At 71.6% G+C, this 19,053-nt stretch carries 17 protein-coding genes; 4 read left to right on the top strand and 13 right to left on the bottom strand.

Features of this window, described 5'->3' with window-relative positions; genetic code table 11:
• Window positions 1–100: 100 nt before the first annotated feature.
• The 13 genes from BLS95_RS55455 to BLS95_RS06180 form a co-directional block, all read right to left on the bottom strand.
• On the bottom strand, window positions 101–343 hold the full coding sequence (locus BLS95_RS55455; protein WP_176993035.1) for a hypothetical protein: 243 nt from the start codon (window positions 341–343) through the stop codon (window positions 101–103).
• Between the two features lie 66 nt (window positions 344–409).
• Window positions 410–1,270 (bottom strand): ABC transporter permease, encoded by an 861-nt coding sequence (locus tag BLS95_RS06235; protein WP_090929856.1) that lies wholly within the window; start codon window positions 1,268–1,270, stop codon window positions 410–412.
• Window positions 1,230–2,048 (bottom strand): ABC transporter ATP-binding protein, encoded by an 819-nt coding sequence (locus tag BLS95_RS06230; protein WP_090929855.1) that lies wholly within the window; start codon window positions 2,046–2,048, stop codon window positions 1,230–1,232. Before BLS95_RS06230 ends, BLS95_RS06235 begins: the two co-directional genes overlap by 41 nt.
• A complete protein-coding gene (locus BLS95_RS06225) occupies window positions 2,045–2,503 on the bottom strand; it encodes a MarR family winged helix-turn-helix transcriptional regulator (protein ID WP_090929854.1) in 459 nt (152 codons plus the stop codon). Before BLS95_RS06225 ends, BLS95_RS06230 begins: the two co-directional genes overlap by 4 nt.
• 114 nt (window positions 2,504–2,617) lie before the next feature.
• Window positions 2,618–4,099 carry a DHA2 family efflux MFS transporter permease subunit gene (locus BLS95_RS06220; RefSeq protein WP_090929853.1) on the bottom strand — a complete coding sequence of 494 codons (1,482 nt, stop codon included), beginning with the start codon at window positions 4,097–4,099 and terminating at the stop codon, window positions 2,618–2,620.
• A 154-nt stretch (window positions 4,100–4,253) separates the two neighbouring features.
• Window positions 4,254–6,197: a glycoside hydrolase family 127 protein gene (locus tag BLS95_RS06215; protein WP_090929852.1), complete on the bottom strand. Its 1,944-nt coding sequence runs from the start codon at window positions 6,195–6,197 to the stop codon at window positions 4,254–4,256.
• 30 nt (window positions 6,198–6,227) lie between these two features.
• On the bottom strand, window positions 6,228–7,097 hold the full coding sequence (locus BLS95_RS06210; RefSeq protein ID WP_090929851.1) for a carbohydrate ABC transporter permease: 870 nt from the start codon (window positions 7,095–7,097) through the stop codon (window positions 6,228–6,230).
• Between the two features lie 2 nt (window positions 7,098–7,099).
• The gene (locus tag BLS95_RS06205) at window positions 7,100–7,984 is read right to left on the bottom strand and encodes a carbohydrate ABC transporter permease (protein ID WP_090929850.1); all 885 of its coding nucleotides are present in this window, start codon (window positions 7,982–7,984) and stop codon (window positions 7,100–7,102) included.
• A gap of 62 nt (window positions 7,985–8,046) precedes the next feature.
• The gene (locus tag BLS95_RS06200; protein ID WP_176993034.1) at window positions 8,047–9,339 is read right to left on the bottom strand and encodes an ABC transporter substrate-binding protein; all 1,293 of its coding nucleotides are present in this window, start codon (window positions 9,337–9,339) and stop codon (window positions 8,047–8,049) included.
• Window positions 9,340–9,429: 90 nt separating this feature from the next.
• Complete coding sequence (locus tag BLS95_RS06195; RefSeq protein WP_090929848.1) at window positions 9,430–10,401, bottom strand: aldo/keto reductase; 972 nt, start codon at window positions 10,399–10,401, stop codon at window positions 9,430–9,432.
• Entirely contained in the window at window positions 10,401–11,360 is a 960-nt protein-coding gene (locus BLS95_RS06190) for an NAD(P)-dependent oxidoreductase (protein WP_090929847.1), read from the bottom strand. Before BLS95_RS06190 ends, BLS95_RS06195 begins: the two co-directional genes overlap by 1 nt.
• Before the next feature lie 14 nt (window positions 11,361–11,374).
• Window positions 11,375–13,003: a four-carbon acid sugar kinase family protein gene (locus BLS95_RS55450; RefSeq protein WP_176993033.1), complete on the bottom strand. Its 1,629-nt coding sequence runs from the start codon at window positions 13,001–13,003 to the stop codon at window positions 11,375–11,377.
• Between the two features lie 20 nt (window positions 13,004–13,023).
• Window positions 13,024–13,716, bottom strand: a complete 693-nt coding sequence (locus BLS95_RS06180; RefSeq protein ID WP_090929846.1) for a FadR/GntR family transcriptional regulator — start codon at window positions 13,714–13,716, stop codon at window positions 13,024–13,026.
• Window positions 13,717–13,906: 190 nt separating this feature from the next.
• Between BLS95_RS06180 and BLS95_RS06175 the strand changes: the two genes are divergently transcribed.
• The 4 genes from BLS95_RS06175 to BLS95_RS06160 all read left to right on the top strand — a co-directional run bounded on the left by BLS95_RS06175 (window position 13,907) and on the right by BLS95_RS06160 (window position 18,948).
• Window positions 13,907–15,304 carry a DHA2 family efflux MFS transporter permease subunit gene (locus BLS95_RS06175; RefSeq protein ID WP_176993032.1) on the top strand — a complete coding sequence of 466 codons (1,398 nt, stop codon included), beginning with the start codon at window positions 13,907–13,909 and terminating at the stop codon, window positions 15,302–15,304.
• Window positions 15,305–15,476: 172 nt separating this feature from the next.
• Window positions 15,477–16,874 carry a family 2B encapsulin nanocompartment shell protein gene (locus tag BLS95_RS06170; protein ID WP_090929845.1) on the top strand — a complete coding sequence of 466 codons (1,398 nt, stop codon included), beginning with the start codon at window positions 15,477–15,479 and terminating at the stop codon, window positions 16,872–16,874.
• A gap of 12 nt (window positions 16,875–16,886) precedes the next feature.
• Window positions 16,887–18,077: a family 2 encapsulin nanocompartment cargo protein terpene cyclase gene (locus BLS95_RS06165; protein WP_218135624.1), complete on the top strand. Its 1,191-nt coding sequence runs from the start codon at window positions 16,887–16,889 to the stop codon at window positions 18,075–18,077.
• Window positions 18,078–18,093: 16 nt separating this feature from the next.
• Window positions 18,094–18,948 carry a geranyl diphosphate 2-C-methyltransferase gene (locus BLS95_RS06160; protein ID WP_090929844.1) on the top strand — a complete coding sequence of 285 codons (855 nt, stop codon included), beginning with the start codon at window positions 18,094–18,096 and terminating at the stop codon, window positions 18,946–18,948.
• The last annotated feature ends 105 nt before the right edge of the window (window positions 18,949–19,053 follow it).

The raw sequence follows: 19,053 nt of genomic DNA, 5'->3' as shown, positions 1-19,053 counted from the left end.
CCTGGTCACGACGCATTTCCTCCCGACGGTTGCCGGGGGGATGCAAGCGGACTTCCCGGTCCACCACCTGCCTAATCTGCCCCGAGCCCCCGAAAGTCGGTCACGGGGTCCGATCCGCCGGTCGTACCGGCCCGTTCCGCTCCGGCAGGTGGAGCGGCGGCGGGGCGGGGCGCGGCACGGGGAGCGGTGGTTGCGGATCCGGGCCGAAGAGGCGCGGAGGGGCCGCGACCTGCTCGGCCCTGACCGGCTGATCGACGATCGCCTGGATCGCCGCCCTGCGCCGCTCGATACCCGCATCGTTGATGGAGATCCGCCGCTTGCTTCGGTTCTTCTCGTCGACCACGAAGGGCAGCGTATTGAGGCCGGCACCAACGGAGGGCAACGGCAACGTCCGCGATGGGTAGCGGTGTCAGCGCGCCAGGCGGCCGAGCAGGCTGGAGGACACGGCGATGCCGAGCACCGCGGCCAGCACCAGGACCCCGGCGTCCAGCGGCAGGTTCGCCGGGGTGCCCAGCAGCAGGCCGCGCAGGGCGTCCACCTGGTAGCTGAGCGGGTTCACCGCGCTGACGGCCTGCAGCCAGCCCGGCATGACGGCCAGGGGATAGAGGGCGTTCGAGGCGAAGAAGAGGGGCATGGTGATGGCCTGGCCGATGCCCATCAGCCGGTCGCGGGTCAGGACGATGCCGGCGATCGTCATCGACAGGCAGGAGAAGAACGCCGAGCCGAGCACCACCGTCACGAGCACGCCGAGCAGGCGTAGCGGGTTCCACGTCATGCCCACGCCCAGCACCGTCGCGATCAGCACCACCACGACCGCCTGGATCACCGCCTTCACCCCGGCGGCGAACGCCTTGCCGGTGACCAGCGCGGCCCGCGGGGTCGGCGTGACCAGCAGCTTCGTCAGCACGCCCGAGTCGCGTTCCCAGATGATCTGGATGCCGTAGAAGATGGCGATGAACATCGTGGACTGGGCGATGATCCCCGGCGCCAGATAGTCGAGGTAGGGCACGCCGCCGGTCGGGATCGCCCGGATGCGGGTGAACGTCTCGCCGAAGATCAGCAGCCACAGCGCCGGCTGGATCGCGCGGGTGTAGAGCTCGGTACGGTCGTGGCTCAGCTTCTGCAGCTCCACCACGCACATGGCGATCACCCGCGCGGGCAGCACACGCCAGCCCGTACGCGGGGTCGGCGGGGTGGCCAGCAGGTCCAGCCCGCCGGTGCGCGGCAGGTCAGCCGAGGCGGCGGGCGGTGTTACGGGTACGCCGGACATCGCGGAACTTCCCTCCTTCTTCGTCCAGGCCGCTGCCGGCGACCTCCCTGAAGACGTCCTCCAGCGTCGGGGCGGAGCCGTCGCCCCGGCGCTCGCGAAGCTCGGCGGTGAGCTCCCCGGGGGCGCCCATCGCCCGGATCAGGCCCTGGTGCATCAGCGCCACCCGGTCGCAGTACTGGTCGGCCTCGTCCATGTAGTGGGTGGTGACCAGGACCGTCATCCCGGTCGCCGCGCGTACCGCCTGGATGTGCTCCCAGACGCTGGTACGGGCGATGGGGTCGAGCCCGATCGTCGGCTCGTCGAGCATGAGCAGCCGGGGGGCGCTGACCAGCGCCTGGGCCAGCTCCAGACGGCGGATCATGCCGCCGGAGAAGGTGGCCGCCATCCGGTCGGCGACGTCGGTGAGGCCGACCGCCTCCAGCGCCTGCTCAACCCGGGCGGCACGCTCGCGGCGGGGGATGTCGAAGACGCGGGCGAACAGCGAGACGTTCTCGCGCCCGGTGAGCCGCGCGTCCGCGGACAGTTGCTGGGGTACGTAGCCGAGCAGGCGGCGCACCGCCATCCGGTCCTCGGCCGCGTCACGGTCGAAGACCCGCACCATCCCGGGCTGGACCGGCAGGAGCGTGGTCACGCAGCGGATGGCGGTGGTCTTGCCCGCGCCGTTCGGGCCGAGCAGGCCGAAGATCTCGCCCTGCGTGACGGACAGGTCGAGCCCGGCCACGGCCAGGGTGTCGCCGAAGGAGTAACGCAGGCCGTCGCAGGTGAGGGCGTTCGTCATGGCCGGCCGGTCTCCTCCCGCAGGCCGTCGGCGAGGCGGCGCAGGGCGGGGAGCGCGGCGGCCAGCGCCTCCTGGTCGGCGTCGTCGAGCCGTTCCACGTGGTCGCGTACGAGGGCGGCGCGGCGCTCTCCCCAGGCGCGCAGCCGGGCCTCGGCCACCGGGGTGGGCAGCAGCCGCGCGGACCTGCGGTCGTCCTGACCCGGTTCGCGGCGCAGGAGCCCGGCGGCGGTGAGCTGGTTGACCAGCGTGGACACGGAGTTGCCCGCCAGGTAGAGCTCCTTGGCGGCGGCCGAGACGCCGATCCCGGGCGCGTCGGCGACCAGGCGCAACAGCTCGACCTGGGCACCGCGCAACCGCGGCGCCGCGGGGTTGTCACGCAGCAACCTTCTACGAACAAGCCGCTGGATGCCCGATATGAGAGAGATCAAATCTTCGGCGAGGTCTGGAGGGCTCATGTCCAGAAATATTACCTCTGCTAACGACATAAAGCCATTCGACCCCCACCACCTGCACGGAAACCCGGACCCGCCACACCAGCCAGCGGCGATCCCATGGCGGCGGCCGGCGTGTCAGGCCCGCGATGGCGGCGCGTCGAGCAGGGCCGCCGCGCGCTCGGCGGTGCCCACGGCCCAGCGGCCGGTGCTGAGGAGCCCCAGGGCCAGCAGGCCGAGGCCGAGACCGAGCAGCAGCCACCACACGCCGTGCGCCGCGCCAGTGAACGCCGTCCCGCCGCTGGACGCGGCCGAGCCCACGATCGTTCCGGAGATCGCGACCCCCAGCGTGGTGCCGGTCTGGCGGCCGGCCGAGGCCAGCGAGGCTGCCACGCCGGCCATCGAACGGGGCATCCCGGAGACCGCCGTGTTGGTGATCGGCGGGTTGACGGTGCCCAGGAAGAGGCCGAACAGCAGGTAGATCGCGAGCACGGCCGGGAGCGGGGTGGCCGGTCCGAGCCAGAGCGACGCGCCGCCGCCCAGGGCCAGTGCGGTCCCGGCGACCACCAGCGGCAGCCGCGGCCCGCGCGTGCCGATCAACCGCCCCGTGAGCGGGGAGAGCACGATGATCAACGCCCCGACCGGGAGCAGGCACAGCCCGGCCGTCAGCGCCGTCATACCGCGTACGTCCTGCAGATACTGGGTGGTCACGAACAGGAAGGCGCCGAATCCGCACAACCCGAACAGCGCCATCGAGATCGCTGCGCTGAACGGCACGCTGTGGAAGAAGCGCAGCTCAAGCAGCGGGTCGGCGCGGCGCGGTTCGTAGCCGAGCAGGCCCAGGGTGGCGAGCACGGCGACGGCCAGCAGGCCGAGGATGACCGGCGAGGTCCAGCCCAGCGACCTGGACTCGATGATCGCGTAGACGAGGCTGCCCAGCACGACGGCCACCAGGACCTGCCCCACCGGGTCGAACCGGCGCGCCCTGGCGGCACGGGACTCGGGCACGAACAGCGCGGCGCACACGATCGCGGCGGCCACGATCGGCACGTTGATCCAGAAGATGGCGTGCCAGCCGAGGCCGTCCACCAGGACGCCGCCGAGGATGGGCCCCAGCGCCAGCGCCAGCCCCGACATCGAGCCGAACACGCCGATGGCCCGGGCCCGCTCGGCCGGTTCGTGGAACGTGTTGGCCACGATCGCCATCGCCACCGGGTTGAGCATGGTGCCGCCGACGGCCTGCAGCGCCCGCGCCGCGATCAACCAGCCGATGCTCGGCGCCAGGCCGCACAGCAGCGAGCCGAGCCCGAAGGCGGCCAGGCCGATCTGGAAGACGCGCCGCCGGCCCACCCGGTCGGCGGTGGACCCGGCCAGCAGCAGGAAACTGGCCAGCACGAGGGTGTAGGCGTCGACCGTCCACTGCAGGCCCGCCACCGAGGCGCCCAGGTCACGGCGGATCGCCGGCAGCGCGACGGTGACGATGGAGATGTCCATCACCACGACGACGATGCTGGCGCAGCAGATCGCGAGGACGAGGAGCCTGCGGCGGCGGCTGAGCTCCGGCGCGTCGCGCCGCTCCGCCCCGCGGGCCGTCACCTCCGACTGTCGTGAAGCACTCATGAACAGTGACGCTAGTTTTTAGAGCGCGCTCGAAGTCAACCCACGCGGTTGGCACAGGCGGAGCGAGCGCGAGGCGGTGCGCCCGAGGCGGAGGCAGGTGCGGCGGAGGCAGGTGCGGCGGAGGCGGGTGCGGCGGAGGGGTTCCGGGAGCGGATCAGGTGCGGGCGGCCGGGATCCAGGTTCGCATCGTGGAGGATCCGCGGTTCGCCCACAACCGGTACGGGATCGCCGTCAGCTCGATGGGCCGCCCGGCGGCGGCCGGGGCCGTGGCGACCTCCGCCCAGCCCTCCCCCGCCCAGGCCGAGTCGTCGCGCAGGCGCCCCTCGGCCCGCACCACGGTCGTGCCGCCGAACAGGTCAGCGTCCCGTTCGACCCGCAACTCCGCGCCCACGACGACCTCGACCGCGTCCAGGTCCAGCGCGCCGCCGACGCTCTCCAAGCAGTAGACGACGGGCCCGCGCTCGATCGCGACCTGGCCGCGTACCGCGTCCACGGCGGGGTGCGGGGCGGTCAGCCGCGCCGGCATGGGCAGGTCGAGCACGACCACGTCGCCCTCGGCCCACTCGCGCTCGACGACGACGTAGCCGCGCTCGTCCCGCTCGGCGGGCACGGCCGCGCCCGCGACGGTGAGCGCAGGCTGCCGGCACCAGGACGGCACCCGCAGGGACAGTGCCCACGGGCTCGCGGGAGTGCGCTCGACCGTCACGCGGACCACGCCGTCCTCCGGGTACCGGGTCGCCACCGACAGCGCGACCTCGCCGGCGGCCGGCTCGGCGTGAACGCTGGAGGGCATGTAGAGGTGCAGCTGCACGCCGCGGTCGTCGGAGGTGGCGAGGTAGCCGCCGAGTGAGGCGACCGTGCGCAGGATGTTGGGCGGGCAGCAGGCGACGTCGTACCACTCCGCGCGGGTGCCGGGGGCGTCGGTGCGCAACGGTTTGCCGCCGGCGGGCGCGGGCGGCCGGGGCGAGCGCCGCTGCAGCGGGTTGACGTAGAAGAACCCGTCGCGGCCGAGCGAGGTCGAGCCGGCGAAGGCGTTGTGAAGGATGCGCTCGATGAGGTCCGCGTGGGCGCCGTCCCCGGTGGCGAGCAGCAGCCGCCAGCTCAGCATGAGGCTCGCGATCGACGCGCAGGTCTCGCCGTAGATGAGGTCCGGCGGCAGCTCGAAGCGGTCACCGAACGCCTCGCCCTCGAAACGGGATCCGACCGCGCCGGTGAGGTAGGTCTTCTCGCCGACCATGGACCGCCACTGCCGCCGCGCGGCCTGCAGCAGCGCGTCCTCGCCGGTCTCCAGGTAGACGTCGACCACCCCGCAGAGCAGGTACAGGGCCCGTACGGCGTGCCCGACGACCGTGTCCTGGTCGCGTACGGGCACCGTGTCCTGGAAGTAGGCCGGGCCGAAGAGCCCCGGGCCGATCACCCCGTGCCCGCGCACGTCGATGAGCTGCCTGGCGAGGTCCAGGTAGGCGCGCTCCCCCGTGTGCCGGTAGAGCTCGACCAGGGCGGTCTCGATCTCGGGATGGCCGTCGGTGTCGGCCCGCCGGCCCTCGCCGAACTCGGCCACCAGGTGGTCGGCGAAACGCCGGCCGATGGCGAGCAGGCTCTCGTCCCCGGTGGTGCGCGCGAGCGCGATGCCCGCCTGGATGAGGTGGCCGGCGCAGTAGAGCTCGTGCCCCCGGGTGAGGTCGGCGTAGCGGTCCTTGAGACCGGCCTGGACGAAGGTGTTGAGGTAGCCGTCGTCCTCCCGCACCCGTTCCAGCAGCTCGACGGAGTCGGCGACGAAGCGGCCGAACTCCTCGGACGGGCCGTGGGACAGGTCCCAGCCGATCCCTTCGAGCACCTTGTACAGGTCGGAGTCGCAGAACACCCAGCCGCGGCGCTCGGCGGTGACCGCGGGGTCCACCAGCCGGCGGAAGTTGTCCAGCACGCCGTCCTGCTCCAGCCAGCGCATCGCGTGCGGCGCGGTCACGGTGCGGTTGTCGCGCTGCCAGCGGGCCCAGTGGCCGTCGGTGATCCGTACCCGCTCCATCGACAGCGGTCGCAGGGCCAGGTGCGCGCCGGAGCGGGGCGAGCAGGGCGCGACGATCTCTTCAGTGTTCATGGCGGTCCTTCGAGGTCGGGGCGGGCGGGATCAGCCGCGCAGCGCGCCGTTGAGCAGGCCGGTGACGTAGTAGCGGTTCAGTACGAGGTACAGCGCCACGCACGGGACCATCGCGACGACGATGCCGGCCTGCAGCGCGCCGAAGTCGATCTGACCGAAGGTGCCCTCGCGCACGCTGACGAGCATGAGCGGCAGCGTGAACTTGTCCCCGGTGTTGAGAAAGATGAGCGGCGCGAGGAACTCGTTCCACGAGGCCAGGAACGCGAACAGGCCCACGGTCACCACGCCGGGCGTCACGATGCGCAGCGAGACGTGCCGGAGCGCCCCGAGCGCCCCCGCGCCGTCCAGGAAGGCGGCCTCCTCCAGCTCGCGCGGGATCGAGTCGAAGGCGTTGCGCATGATGAGCACGCCGAACGGCAGCTGGAACATCACCAGGACGAGCCCGAGCCCGATGAGGGAGTCCTGCAGCCCGAGCACGCCGAGCAGCAGGTAGAGCGGCAGCAGCATCGTCGCGTACGGCACCATCAGGATCGCCAGGATGGTGACGAAGGTGAGGTTCTTCCCCCGGAACTCGTAGCGGGAGAAGCCGTAACCGGCCAGCACCGAGAAGACGACGGTGCCCCCGACGGTGACGAGCGCGACGAGCAGGCTGTTGCCCGTGTACGCGGCGATCCCCGCGCCGTACTTGCCGAGCGTCTCGTAGTTGCCCAGTGAGAGCGAGCTCGGCAGGAAGGTCGGCGGGCTCGCGTTCGCCTCGGTGGGGCTCTTGAGCGAGTTGAGCACCGCCCACAGCAGCGGGAACAGGAACAGTACGGCCAGGACGCCCGCGACGAGGTGGAAGGCGCCGGTCCTGGCACCGGACCACAGCGTGGCCGGGACGGAGGGGTTGCGGATGGCCATGGTCAGACGTCTTTCCGGCGCAGCAACGGTAGCTGGATCGCGCTGATGAGCAGCAGCACGACGAGCAGCACGACCGACAGTGCCGCGGCCTTGCCCATGTCGAAGTTGACGAAGGCCGTGTTGTAGACGGCGAAGACGACGCTCACCGTGCTGTTGTCCGGCCCTCCCTTGGTCAGGATGAGGAACTGGTCGAAGGCCAGCAGCGAGCCCGTCACCGACAGGATGAACAGCAGCGCGAGCGTCGGCCGCAGCGACGGGATCGTGATGAAGCGCAGCTGCTGCCACCGGCTGGCCCCGTCCACCCGCGCGGCCTCGAACAGCGCGGTCGGGATCGACTGCAGGCCCATGAGCAGCACGATCACCTGGAAGCCCATGAACTTCCAGGACACCAGGACGATGATCGACCAGAACGCGAGCGTCGGGCTGGCGAGGAACGCGATGGGCTTGTCCACGAGGTGCAGCCCGACGAGCACCTGGTTGAACACGCCGATGACGGGGTCGGAGTCGACGAACCAGAGCAGGGTCGCCGCCGCCGTGCCGACGACGTACGGCAGGAAGTAGCTCGTACGGTAGAACTTCGTCGCGCGCCTGCGGCTGTTCGCGATCGCGACGAGCACGAACGAGATGAGGAACATGACGACCGTCGTGACGACGGTGTAGGCGAGCGTGAAGCCGATCGCCTGGATGAAGACCTCGTTGCCCGGGATGTCGAGATAGTTGTCGAACCCGGTGAAGGTGGGCTTGCCGAGCAGCGGATAGTCCTGCAGCGACATCCAGACGAGGATGCCGAGCGGGATCACGAAGAGTACGAGCGTGAGGAGGCCGGCGGGAGCGACGAAGAGCGCCCCGGTCCTCCCGGCGTGTGCTGTTGACTTGGAGACTGCCATGGTCCTGCTCCCGTGCGGGCGGGCCGCCCTGCCTCCGCCGGAGGACGGCGCCGCGGGGTGTGCTACTGCTGCGCGTTGTCCAGCGCCTTCTGGATCGCCTGCTGGCCCTTGGCGATCGCGTCGTCCGGGTTCGCGCCGAAGACGGCGCCGCGGACCATCGCGATCCACGGACCGGTCGGGTCGTTGAAGGCCTGGCCGAAGGGCAGCGCGAACGGGGTCTTGCCGCCCGCGACGCCGTCCATGATGAACTTCGTGCGCGGGTCCTTGGCCGTGTTCGGGTTGCCGGCGAGGTCGGTGCGCACGGGCAGGTCGCCGTTCTTGGCGACGATGTCGACCTGCTGCTTGTCCTGCAGCGTCCAGCTGAGGAAGTCCCAGGCGGCGTCCGCGTGCTCGGACGTCGCCGAGATCGCGGCCGCGTCGCCGCCGACGAAGGTCGAGGTGCCCGAGCCGTCCGGCGACATGATCCGGGTGACACCCCAGTCGAACCCGGTCTGCTTCTGCAGGTCGCCGACGATGGCCGAGCCCTGCGCCATCATGCCGACGTGGCCGGAGACGAAGTTGTTGGCCCAGGTCGAGCCGTCCTGCGTCTGGGCGTTGGCGGGCATGACGCCGGCGTCCCACAGCTGCTTGTAGAGGCCGAAGACCTGCTTGACGGTGTCGTTGCCGAAGTTCGCCGTCTTGCCCTGGTCGGCGAGCACGTCGGCGCCGCCCGCCCACATGAACGGCATCATCGTGTACGCGGTGCAGCCGCCGCAGTTGCCGCCGAAGTCGTAGCCGTAGGTGTCCGGCCCGAGCGCGCGGATCTTCTTGGCGTCGGCGAGCAGCTCCTCGAAGTCGGCCGGCGGCTTCTCCGGGTCGAGGCCGGCCTTCTTGAACAGGTCCTTGTTGTAGAAGAGCACCGAGGAGGCGAGCTTGTGCGGGACGGCGTACTGCTTGCCCTCCCAGGTGCCGGCCTGGACGTGCGCGGGCGCGACGCTCGACGCGAACGGCAGCGCCTTGATGCGGCTGGTGAGGTCGAGGAAGACGCCCTTGCTCGTGTAGTTGGGCAGGTAGACGACGTCGGAGACGACGATGTCCGGCAACGAGCGGGCGCCCGCGGCGGTCCCGATCTTCTGCAGGAAACCGTCGTCGGGGATGCCGGTGACCTTGACCTGGTTCTTGTGGGTCTTGTTGTAGGCGTCCACCAGGGCGCTGGAGAACGCCTCGGTCGGCGAGGCCACCCAGAGCGTCACCGTCTGCGGGCCGTCGCCGGAATCGGAGCCTCCGCCCGAGCAGGCGGTGACACCGAGCAGGACGAGGGCGGCGCCGGCGGCCGGCAGCGCGCCTCTTCTGAGCAGTGAGCGTGGGGTACCCATGGAGCCCTTCCTTGCCGTGATAAGGCGTCTGACCGCTGACATCAGACGTCTGGTGAGTGACGTTGGTGCTGAATTTCTGCTGTCCACGAGCTATCGGCCGCCCTCAAGCCGGCGACGGCGCTGCTCCAGGCCGCGCGCTCCGTACGGGTAGTCGCCGATGACGGGTTCGCCGGCCGCGGCCAGCCGGGCGCACTCCTCGTCGTCGAGCACCAGGTCGAAGGCGGCGAGGTTGTCCTCCAGCTGCTCCATGGTGCGGGCACCGAGGATCACCGAGGTCACGGCGGGCTGCGCGGCGAGCCAGGCGAGGGCGACGCGGCCGGAGGAGACGTCGCGCCGCTCGGCGATCGAGCCGAGCGCGTCGAGCACCGCCCGCGCCTGCTCCCGCCGGGCGGCGGGCACCCCGTCGAGCCGGCCCGTCAGCACCCCGGCCGCCAGCGGCGACCAGACCAGCAGCCCCAGGCCGTTGGCTTCGAGCGCCGGGATGATCTCCCATTCGAGCTCGCGGGTGAGCAGGTTGTACTGCGCCTGCAGGGCGCTCGGGCCGACGAGGCCGCGGAACGACGCCACGTCCACGACCCGCTGCACCTGCCAGGCGGTGTAGTTGGAGAGCCCGACGTAGTGGATCTTGCCGGCCGCCACCGCGTCGTCGAGGAACCCCAGGGTCTCCTCGATCGGGGTGTACGGGTCGAAAGCGTGCGCCTGGTAGAGGTCGATCGTCTCGACGCCGAGCCGGGTGAGGGACCCGTCCAGGGCGCGGGCGAGGTGCTTGCGGGACAGCCCGACGTCGTTCGTGCCGGGCCCGGTGGGGAAGCGCGCCTTGGTCGCGAGCACGATCCCATCGCGTACGTGCGCCGGCCTGCTCGCGATCCAGCGGCCGACGATGCGCTCGCTCGCGCCCTCCCCGTAGGAGTCGGCGGTGTCCACGAGCGTGCCGCCCACCTCGACGAAGCGGTCGAGCTGCGCGAACGCCTCCGCTTCCGGGGTCTTCTGGCCGAAGGTCATCGTGCCCAGCGCGACCCGGGAGACCGAGCAGCCGCTGGAGCCGAGGGTGGTGTGACGCATCACGCGACCTCGCCATTCCGGGAGTCGTTCCGGGGGTCATGCCGGGGGTCGTGCCCGGGGTCGTGCCCGGGGTCGTGCCCGGGGTCCTGTCGGGGCGAGAGCAGGGTCACGACCGAGGAGTCGTCGTGTTCGCCGAGTCCGTGGCTCTCCGCGAGCAGGTAGAGCTGCTCGGCCGTGGCGGCCAGCGGGGTCGCGACATGGCTCTGCCGGGCGACCTCGGTGACGATGCTCATGTCCTTGACGAAGATGTCGAGCCGCGACTTCACCTCCGCGCCGCCGCGGTAGGCCTCCAGCATCCGGGGGCCGCGGTCGGCGAACATGAACGAGCTGCCCGCGCCCTGCGACAACGCGGCGATGACGGTCTTGGGATCCACCCCGAGCCCGCGGGCGAGCGCGATGGCCTCGGCCGCCGCGGCGATGTGCACGCCGGCGAGGAGCTGGTTGATCGTCTTGAAGACCTGGCCGTCTCCGGCCTTCTGGCCGACGACCGTGAGCGTGGAGGCGAGCCGTTCGAGCACCGGCCCGGCGGCGGTGAGCGCCTCGTCCGGCGCGCCGGCCAGGATGAGCAGGTCGCCCTTGCCCGCGCGTACCGGGCCGCCGCTCACGGGGGCGTCGACGAGGCCGATGCCCGCGGCCGACAGGCGCTCGGCGATCGAACGCACCGCGGCGGGGCCGATGGTGCTCGTCAGCACGACCACTCCCCCGAACCCCGAGCCGGCCACCCCGTCGGCCCCGAACAGGGCGGTCTCGACCTGGGCCTGGTCGCGTACGGCGAGCACGGCGACCTCGCGGCCCGCCGCCGCCCGCGCCGGGCTCGCGGCGGCCGTGGCGCCGCCCTCGACGGCGGCCCGCAGCCGGTCCGGGGCCGGGTCGTAGGCGGTGACCGGGAAGGCGCCGGTGAGCCGCAGCGCCATGGGCAGTCCGATGGCGCCGAGCCCGATGACGGCGACTTGTGACATGGTTGTTCCTTTCTTCACGCGGTCGGCTGCGGGCGGCCGGGTGCGGGCGGTGGTTGCAGGCGGTCGACGACGTCGGCCAGTGCCTCGTCGTCGCCGACGTTGCCGGCGAAGACGACGTACGGCAGGCCCATGGAGCGCCCCTCGGCCGCCGTCCACAGCGAGACGATCCCGGGCAGCAGGGTGCCGAGCGCGTGGGCGCGTACGATACCGAGCCCGTCGGTCGCGACGTCCGAGGAGGTGATGCCGCCCTTGGCCACGACGAAGGCCGGGCGTACCCGGGCCGTGACGCCGCGCACGACGCTCACGACGCCCCCGCTGATCGTGCGGGAGAGCGCGAGGTTGGCCTCGGGGGAACCGGCGGTGCGCAGGGTACGGCTCGTGGCGAGCACGACCTCCCCGGCCGCCAGCAGCGTGACGGCCCTGGTGACGACCTCGGCGACGTAGGACTCGACGCCGGCGGGGTCGAGCAGCCGGTCGCTGTCCAGCTCGATCACCTCGATCGGCCGGCGCTCCCGCAGGCGGGCCAGCTGCCGCGTGGTCTGCGCGACATGCGACCCGACGACGACAAGCCCGTGACCGACCACGGGACCGGCGGGCACGGGACCGGCGGGCACCGAACCGGCGGGGACGGGACTTGCGGGCACGGCACCGGCGGGCACGGCACCGGCGGGCACGGGACTTGCGGCCCCCTCGACCGGCCGCGCCGGGTGAGGGCGGACCGGACCGGCGGCGTCGATCGGCCGGGCCGGGGCCGTGAGGTGGCGCAGGTCGGCGGCGTCGATCGGCGGTGCGGCGGTCTGCCCGCTGCGGGCGCGTACGAAGGACGGCCCGACGCGGTAGACGAACCGCTTGCCCAGCCGTTCGGCCTCCACCAGCGCGAGCGTGAGGTTGCGCAGGTCGTCGTCGCAGGCGGCGTCGACCGCGACCGGCCGCCCGCCCTCGAACGAGACCAGACGCGACACGAGCGCCGTCAGATCACCCGCGCGCAGCTCGCGCAGCGTGATGACGGGCACCTCGGCCCGCGCGATCGCGCCGCCGGTCTTCTCCTCGACCCATTCGGGCAGCGCCGACGCGCGGTAGCCGAACGTCGCGTCACGGGCGAACTCGCTCGCGCCGACCGGCAGCATGCCCTCGGCCGTGCGCAGCCAGTGTTTCCCGTCCACCGTCACGCGGCCCGCGTCGATGTAGGCGGGGGCCAGCAGCACCGCGTCCACCCGCCCGTCCAGCTCCCCGGCGATGACGTCGGTCTCCAGCGGGAAGTGCCCGCGCAGCGTGGAGTCGCCGCGGCTGGCGAAGACGACCTCGACCCCTTCGAGCTCGGCGGCGGCCAGGCTCGCGCGTACGACCTCCCGGTCCCGCGCGGCGGCGTCCTGTGCGGCCATAGCCCGGGTGTTGACCAGCACGAACACCGCCGGCGCACCCTGCGCGAGTGCCCAGCGCAGGTCGTCCACGGACCAGCGGGTGAGAACGGGCAGCCCGGCGACGGTCTGCGTGCCCGTGGGGTCGTCGTCGAGCACGATCATCCGCCGGCCGGACTCGACCGCCGCGGCCAGCCGCTCACCGTCCACCGGGACGGCCGGCGGCTGCCCCGCGAGCAGCTCCGCCTCCGTCAGCGGCGTCGCGGCCCGGGTGTCCGTGCTCACGGCTGCTCCTGCCTCCCCGCTCACGGCTGCTCGTCCAGCACGTGCTGCCGGAGGTCGCGCTGCGTCTGCTGCATGTGCGCCTCCATCGCGACGCGGGCCTGCTCGCTGTCGCCCTCGGTGAGCGCGTCGACGATGTTGGCGTGCTGCTCGATCGCGTTCCGCTGGATCTCGGGCACCGCGGACGTCTGGCGTCTGGCCTCGATGAGCAGCCGCCCGAAGGGGACGAAGAGCAGCGGCACGAAGATGTTGCCGCTCGCCCGCATGATCACGTCGTGGAAGCGGATGTCCGCTTCGACGAACCGCGTGACGTCACCCGCCGCCGAGGCCGCGCGCATCTCGTCGAGCTGCACGCCGAGCTGTACGAGGTCCTCGTCGGTACGGCGCTCGGCGGCGAGCTGCGCGGCCCCGATCTCGATCATCCGGCGCGCCTCCAGCAGGCGTTCCGGCCCGGGCCCCAGGCTGCCCTCCGACGCGCGCACGACGGCCTCCAGCGAGGTCCACTCCTCCGGCGGGTTGACCTCGGTGCCACGGCCGCGGCGGATGCGCACCACGTTCTGGGTGCGCAGGATGCGGATCGCCTCGCGGACGGTGAGCCGGCTCACGTTGTACGTGGTGGCCAGCTCGCCCTCGGGGGGAAGCGGCTTGCTCGTCGTGAGCCGCCCTTCGATGATCTCCTGGAACAGGCGCTCGGCGATGCTTTCGGCAAGTGTCACGAATGGACTCCCTCAGCCATCAGACACCTGACGTCTGATGTCTCAGGCAGAGTAGCGCAACCCTCCCCAGACCACCAGAGGCCCAACGCGGGGAGTGCGCAGGGTGAACGGCCAGGGCTTTCGTGTCAGCCCGCCCCAGGACGACGACGCTTCGGCGCCCGCCGTAGTAGTCCCGCACGAGACTAAACGGATGATGCTCACCAAGAGGGAACCGACCGCGTCCCGCTCACCGGCCGCCTGGTTGCCGCTGGTCGCGGTCTGTCTCGGCTATTTCCTGGTCATCCTGGACGTCACCGTGGTCACCGTGGCGATCCCGGCGATCGGCGCCGGCCTGCGTACCGGGCTGACGTCGTTGCAGTGGGTCGTCGACGGCTACACGCTGGCGTTCGCCGGGCTGCTGGTGTTCTGCGGCGGGCTCAACGACCGGCTCGGCGGGAAGCCGGTCTTCCTGGCCGGGCTGGCGGTCTTCACCGTCGCCTCCGCCTGCTGCGGGCTGGCGCCGTCGGCGGGCGTACTGATCGGGGCGCGGCTGGCGCAGGGGGTCGGCGCGGCGGCGATGGTGCCGGCCTCGCTGGCGTTGCTGCACGGCGCCTACCCGGAGCGCGGGGCGCGGGCACGGGCGCTCGGCGTGTGGGGCATGGTCGCCGGGATCGCCGCCGGCGCAGGACCGGTGCTCGGCGGCGTGCTGGTGTCGGCGATCGGCTGGCGCTCGGTGTTCTTCGTCAACCTCCCGTTCGGCGTGCTCGGCTTCCTGCTCACCGCGAGACACGTCCCGAACGCCGCCTCCGGGCGGGGCCGGGCGGCGAAGGTGGCGGGGGCCGCTCCCGTCGCGGGGTGGGCCGGGCTGGACGTGCCGGCCCAGGTGGCCTGCGCGTTGTGCCTGGGCGGCCTGACCGGGGCGTTGATCGAGGCCGGGGGGCGCGGCTGGGCCTCGCCGGTCGTGCTGGGCGGGCTCGCGCTCTTCGCGCTCTCGCTTCCGGCCTTCCTGCTGCTGGAACGCCGGGCGCGGGCGCCGATGCTGCCGCTGGACCTGTTCGCGAGCCGCCGGTTCTCCTCCTCGGCCGTCATCGGCGTGCTGCTCAACCTCGGCTTCTACGGGCTGCTGTTCGTGGTGCCTCTGTACTTCCAGCAGGTACGCCACCTCGACGCGCTGACCACCGGACTGGCGATGCTGCCGATGGCGCTGATGCCGATGATCGCCTCGCCGCTGGGCGGCCGGGTCGCCGCGCGCACGGGCCCGCGCCCGCCGATGGCCTGCGGCCTGGTCGTCGGCGGCATCGGACTGCTGAGCTGGGTCCTGGTCGATGCCGGCACGAGCTACTGGGCACTGGTGGCGCCGCTGGTGCTCACCGGTTTCGGGGTCGGTTTCGCGATGCCGCCGGCCACCACCGCGATCATGGAGGCGGCCCCGGCCGAGCTCGGCGGGGCGGCGTCCGCGGTGTTCAACGCCGCCCGCCAGACCGGCAGCGCTATCGGGGTGGCGCTGGTCGGCACGCTGGTCGCGGGCGGCGGCCTGGTGGCGGGACTGCACGCCGAGGTCGTCGTCGGCGGCCTCGGTTTCCTGGTCGCCGCCGCCCTGACCCTCTAGGGGGAAAACAAGGCGCGCGGATTTTAAACATCCACCCCTGCCACCGGCAAGCCAGATCACCGTTCCACAACCGTCACCGTCCCCTCCCCACTCCGAGACTCTACTGTCAGTGTCCATTTGAATACTTTCAGTAGCTGAACGTGCGATCAACGATCGGCGATTGCGAGGGGCGATGCCACCCACGGAGGCGACGGAAGAGCGACTGAGCCTGGACACCCGGGCCGCACGCAACCTGGCCACCACCACCAAGACCCGTCCGCAGATGCAGGCCATCAGCTCCCGCTGGCTGCTGCGCATGCTGCCGTGGGTGGACGTGCGCGGCGGCACGTACCGGGTCAACCGCAGGCTCACGCACACCATCGGGCGGGGCCGGGTGAGCGTGGCGCTGAGCGGCGCGGACGACGTACGGATCATCCCGGAGACGCTCACGGAGCTGCCCGTGCTGCGCGGGTTCGGCGACGCCGAGGTGCTGGCCTCCATCGCCGAGACGTTCACCGCGCGGGAGGTCGAGCCCGGCGAGGTCCTCGTGCGGGCGGGCACCCCGGTCACCGAGACGTACGTCATCGCGCACGGCCGCCTCGAACGGATCTCCACCGGCAGATACGGCACCACGGAGTTCCTCGGCGTCATCGCCGACGGCGACCAGTTCGGCGACGAGGCGTTCAGCCAGGGGGCGCCGCGCTGGCCGTGCACCGTCAGGGCCGCCACCTCCGCCACGGTCATGGTGGCGCCCCGGCTGGAGCTGCGGCGGATCCTCGGCCGCTCCCCCGCCCTGCGCGAGCACATCGAGCGCTACCTGGAGAACACCTTCCGCCCGGTCAACCGGCGCGGCGAGGCGACGGTCACCATCGCCTCCGGGCATGTGGGCGAGCCGCGGCTCGACGGCACGTTCGTGGACTACGACCTCCATCCGCGCGAATACGAGCTCAGCGTCACGCAGACCGTCCTGCGTGTGCACACGCGGGTCGCCGACCTCTACAACGACCCGATGAACCAGCTCGAACAGCAGCTCCGCCTGACCATCCACGAGATACGCGAGCGCGAGGAGTGGGAGCTGCTCAACAACCGCGAGTTCGGGCTGCTGCACAACACCGACTATTCCCAGCGCATCTACACCTGGTCGGGGCCGCCCACCCCGGACGACCTCGACGACCTGATCAGCATGCGGCGCAAGACCCGCCTGCTGCTCGCCCATCCCAAGGCGATCGCCGCGTTCTTCCGCGAGTGCAACCGGCGCGGGCTGGTGGTGGGCAGCACCGACGTGAACGGGCACGAGATCCCTGCCTGGCGCGGCATACCGATCTTCCCCTGCGGCAAGATCCCGATCGCGAAGGACATGACCACCTCGATCCTGGCACTCCGCACCGGCGAGGACGACCAGGGGGTCGTCGGCCTGTACCAGACCGGCATCCCCGAGGAGTACGAGCCCGGCCTCAACGTGCGCTTCATGGGCATCAACTCCCAGGCCGTGATGTCCTACCTGGTCAGCGCCTACTACTCGGCGGCGATCCTGGTCCCGGACGCGATCGGGATCCTTGAGCACGTCGACGTCGCGGCCCCGCGCTCGTAAGGGAGGTGTGCCATGCCGGACAACGCCGCCGCGGTGCCGCTGCCCGCCGGACCGACGGGCCTGGGGTCGTACACGCTCCGCCTGACGGCCGCGCTCCAGCCGTACCGGGCCGGGTTCGAGGCGACGGACGGGCACGAGCCCGCCGAGCCGCCCGACCGCGGGTGGGACATCTCGCTGCCGGCGCTGTCAGGCGAGCGCAGGCACAGTCTCGCCCCGCTGGCCTACCGGGAGCGGCAGTGGGGCGACGGGTCGTACCCGCCGCTCTACTGCCCCGAGACCGTACGCGTGGACGACGACCTCGGCGCCGAGGTCGACCGGCGGCTGGTGGCGTGGGCGGAGCGGGTGGGCCTGCACGAGGGACGGATGGAGGAGTTCGCCTCGACCGGCTACGGGCGCCTCGCGATGCTCACGCACCCCGACTCCGACGACCCCGACCACCTGCTGATCGCCGCCCAGATGAACGCCGCGTGGTGGGCGGCCGACGACTACTACGCCGACGAGACGGACCTCGGCGCCACGCCGACGGAGTTGCCGCCCCGCCTCGCCCTGGTGATGTCGGCCATGGACCCGCCCCCCGACGCGGGCGAGTACACCTGCCCGCTGGAGGAGGCGATCCAGGCCGACCCCGTCCTGGTGTCGCTGCGCTCGGCCCGCAGCCACCTGTCCCGCCACGCCACCCCGGCGCAGGTCATGCGTGCCTGCACCACCACCTTCCAGATGTACGTGAGCTGGACCGCCTACGCCGCCTGGCGATATCTGGACGAGCAGCCGCCCGTCTGGCGCTATCTGGCGGCCCGCCAGCACGACAGCTTCTACACCTCGATGATCCTCATCGACATCGTCGGCGGCTACGAGCTGCCCGCCAACCTCTTCTACGACCGTCGCTTCCACACCGCCCTGATGCAGGCGGGCACCGCCAGCGTCATCGTCAACGACCTGTACTCCGCGGAGAAGGAGGCGGCCGACGCCCTCCCCGACTCCAACCTGGTCCTGCTCATCGCGAACGAAACCGGCTGCTCGACGCGCGAGGCCACCGAACGCGCCGTCCACCTGCACAACCACTTCGTCAAAGGCTTCGAGCAGAGCCAGCGCGAACTCGCCGCGGTCCCCTCCCCCGAGCTCAAACAATTCCTGCGCGGTGCGCAGGGCTGGATGGGCGGATGCCTCGAGTGGCACGGCTCGTCCAGCCGCTATCAGTCATGACAAGAAAGGAGCTTCGATGACCATCACACCGCAGTCCCCCGTGCTCATCAGCCAGTATCAGCAGTCCGTCGCCGCCTATTGGAACGCCGAGAAGAATCCGGTCAACCTGCGCTTGGGGGAGGTCGACGGCCTGTACCACCATCACTACGGCATCGGCGAGGTGGACTGGTCGGTGCTGGACGGTCCCGCGGACACGCGGGAGAAACGTGTCGTCAACGAACTGCACCGGCTCGAGTCCGTACAGGCGGAGACCCTCATCTCGCATCTCGGCCCGCTGGGGCCGGAGGACCGGGTCATGGACGCCGGCTCGGGCCGCGGCGGCTCCAGCCTCCTGGTCAACCTGCTCCACGGCTGCCAGGTGGACGGCGTGTCCATCTCCGAGTCCCAGGTGGCCTTCGCCAACGAGCAGGCCAGGAAGCGCGGTGTGGAGAACAAAGTACGCTTCCACTTCCGCAACATGCTCGACACCGGCTTCCCGACGGGGGCGTTCCAGGCCATCTGGAACAACGAGAGCACAATGTACGTCGAGCTGTCCCAACTGTTCGCCGAGCACGCCAGGTTGCTGAAGCGGGGCGGCAGATACGTGTGCATCACCGGCTGCTACAACAACGCCTACGGCCTGCCGTCACGGGCGATCAGCCAGATCAACGCCCACTACATCTGCGACATCCATCCCCGCAGCACGTATTTCGCGGAGATGGCGGCCAACCGGCTCGTCCCGATCAGCGTGGTGGACCTCACGGCGGCCACCATCCCGTACTGGGAGCTCCGGGCCAAGACCCACCTGGCCACCGGCATCGAGGACGCCTTCCTCGACGCCTACAAGAGCGGCAGCTTCCAGTACCTGCTCATCGCCGCCGACCGCGTCTGACCGCCCCTTCCCCCGGCCACCGCGCCGCGCTCCTTCCGGGGGTGGCGCGGGCGGTGGCCGGGCCCCGAGGATGGCTCGGCGCGGGATCTGCCGACGATCCCGCCC

The sequence above is a fragment of the Nonomuraea jiangxiensis genome, assembly GCF_900099965.1.
GTDB classification, from domain to species: domain Bacteria; phylum Actinomycetota; class Actinomycetes; order Streptosporangiales; family Streptosporangiaceae; genus Nonomuraea; species Nonomuraea jiangxiensis.
Note: the sequence above shows the minus strand (reverse complement) of the source record. Positions and strands in the feature narration are given on the sequence as shown.

Coding starts and splice junctions, on each gene's coding strand:
- BLS95_RS06235 (WP_090929856.1), bottom strand. CDS start 1,270: ATGTCCGGCGTACCCGTAACACCGCCCGCCGCCTCGGCTGACCTGCCG.
- BLS95_RS06230 (WP_090929855.1), bottom strand. CDS start 2,048: ATGACGAACGCCCTCACCTGCGACGGCCTGCGTTACTCCTTCGGCGAC.
- BLS95_RS06225 (WP_090929854.1), bottom strand. CDS start 2,503: ATGAGCCCTCCAGACCTCGCCGAAGATTTGATCTCTCTCATATCGGGC.
- BLS95_RS06220 (WP_090929853.1), bottom strand. CDS start 4,099: ATGAGTGCTTCACGACAGTCGGAGGTGACGGCCCGCGGGGCGGAGCGG.
- BLS95_RS06215 (WP_090929852.1), bottom strand. CDS start 6,197: ATGAACACTGAAGAGATCGTCGCGCCCTGCTCGCCCCGCTCCGGCGCG.
- BLS95_RS06210 (WP_090929851.1), bottom strand. CDS start 7,097: ATGGCCATCCGCAACCCCTCCGTCCCGGCCACGCTGTGGTCCGGTGCC.
- BLS95_RS06205 (WP_090929850.1), bottom strand. CDS start 7,984: ATGGCAGTCTCCAAGTCAACAGCACACGCCGGGAGGACCGGGGCGCTC.
- BLS95_RS06200 (WP_176993034.1), bottom strand. CDS start 9,339: ATGGGTACCCCACGCTCACTGCTCAGAAGAGGCGCGCTGCCGGCCGCC.
- BLS95_RS06195 (WP_090929848.1), bottom strand. CDS start 10,401: ATGCGTCACACCACCCTCGGCTCCAGCGGCTGCTCGGTCTCCCGGGTC.
- BLS95_RS06190 (WP_090929847.1), bottom strand. CDS start 11,360: ATGTCACAAGTCGCCGTCATCGGGCTCGGCGCCATCGGACTGCCCATG.
- BLS95_RS06175 (WP_176993032.1), top strand. CDS start 13,907: ATGATGCTCACCAAGAGGGAACCGACCGCGTCCCGCTCACCGGCCGCC.
- BLS95_RS06170 (WP_090929845.1), top strand. CDS start 15,477: ATGCCACCCACGGAGGCGACGGAAGAGCGACTGAGCCTGGACACCCGG.
- BLS95_RS06165 (WP_218135624.1), top strand. CDS start 16,887: ATGCCGGACAACGCCGCCGCGGTGCCGCTGCCCGCCGGACCGACGGGC.
- BLS95_RS06160 (WP_090929844.1), top strand. CDS start 18,094: ATGACCATCACACCGCAGTCCCCCGTGCTCATCAGCCAGTATCAGCAG.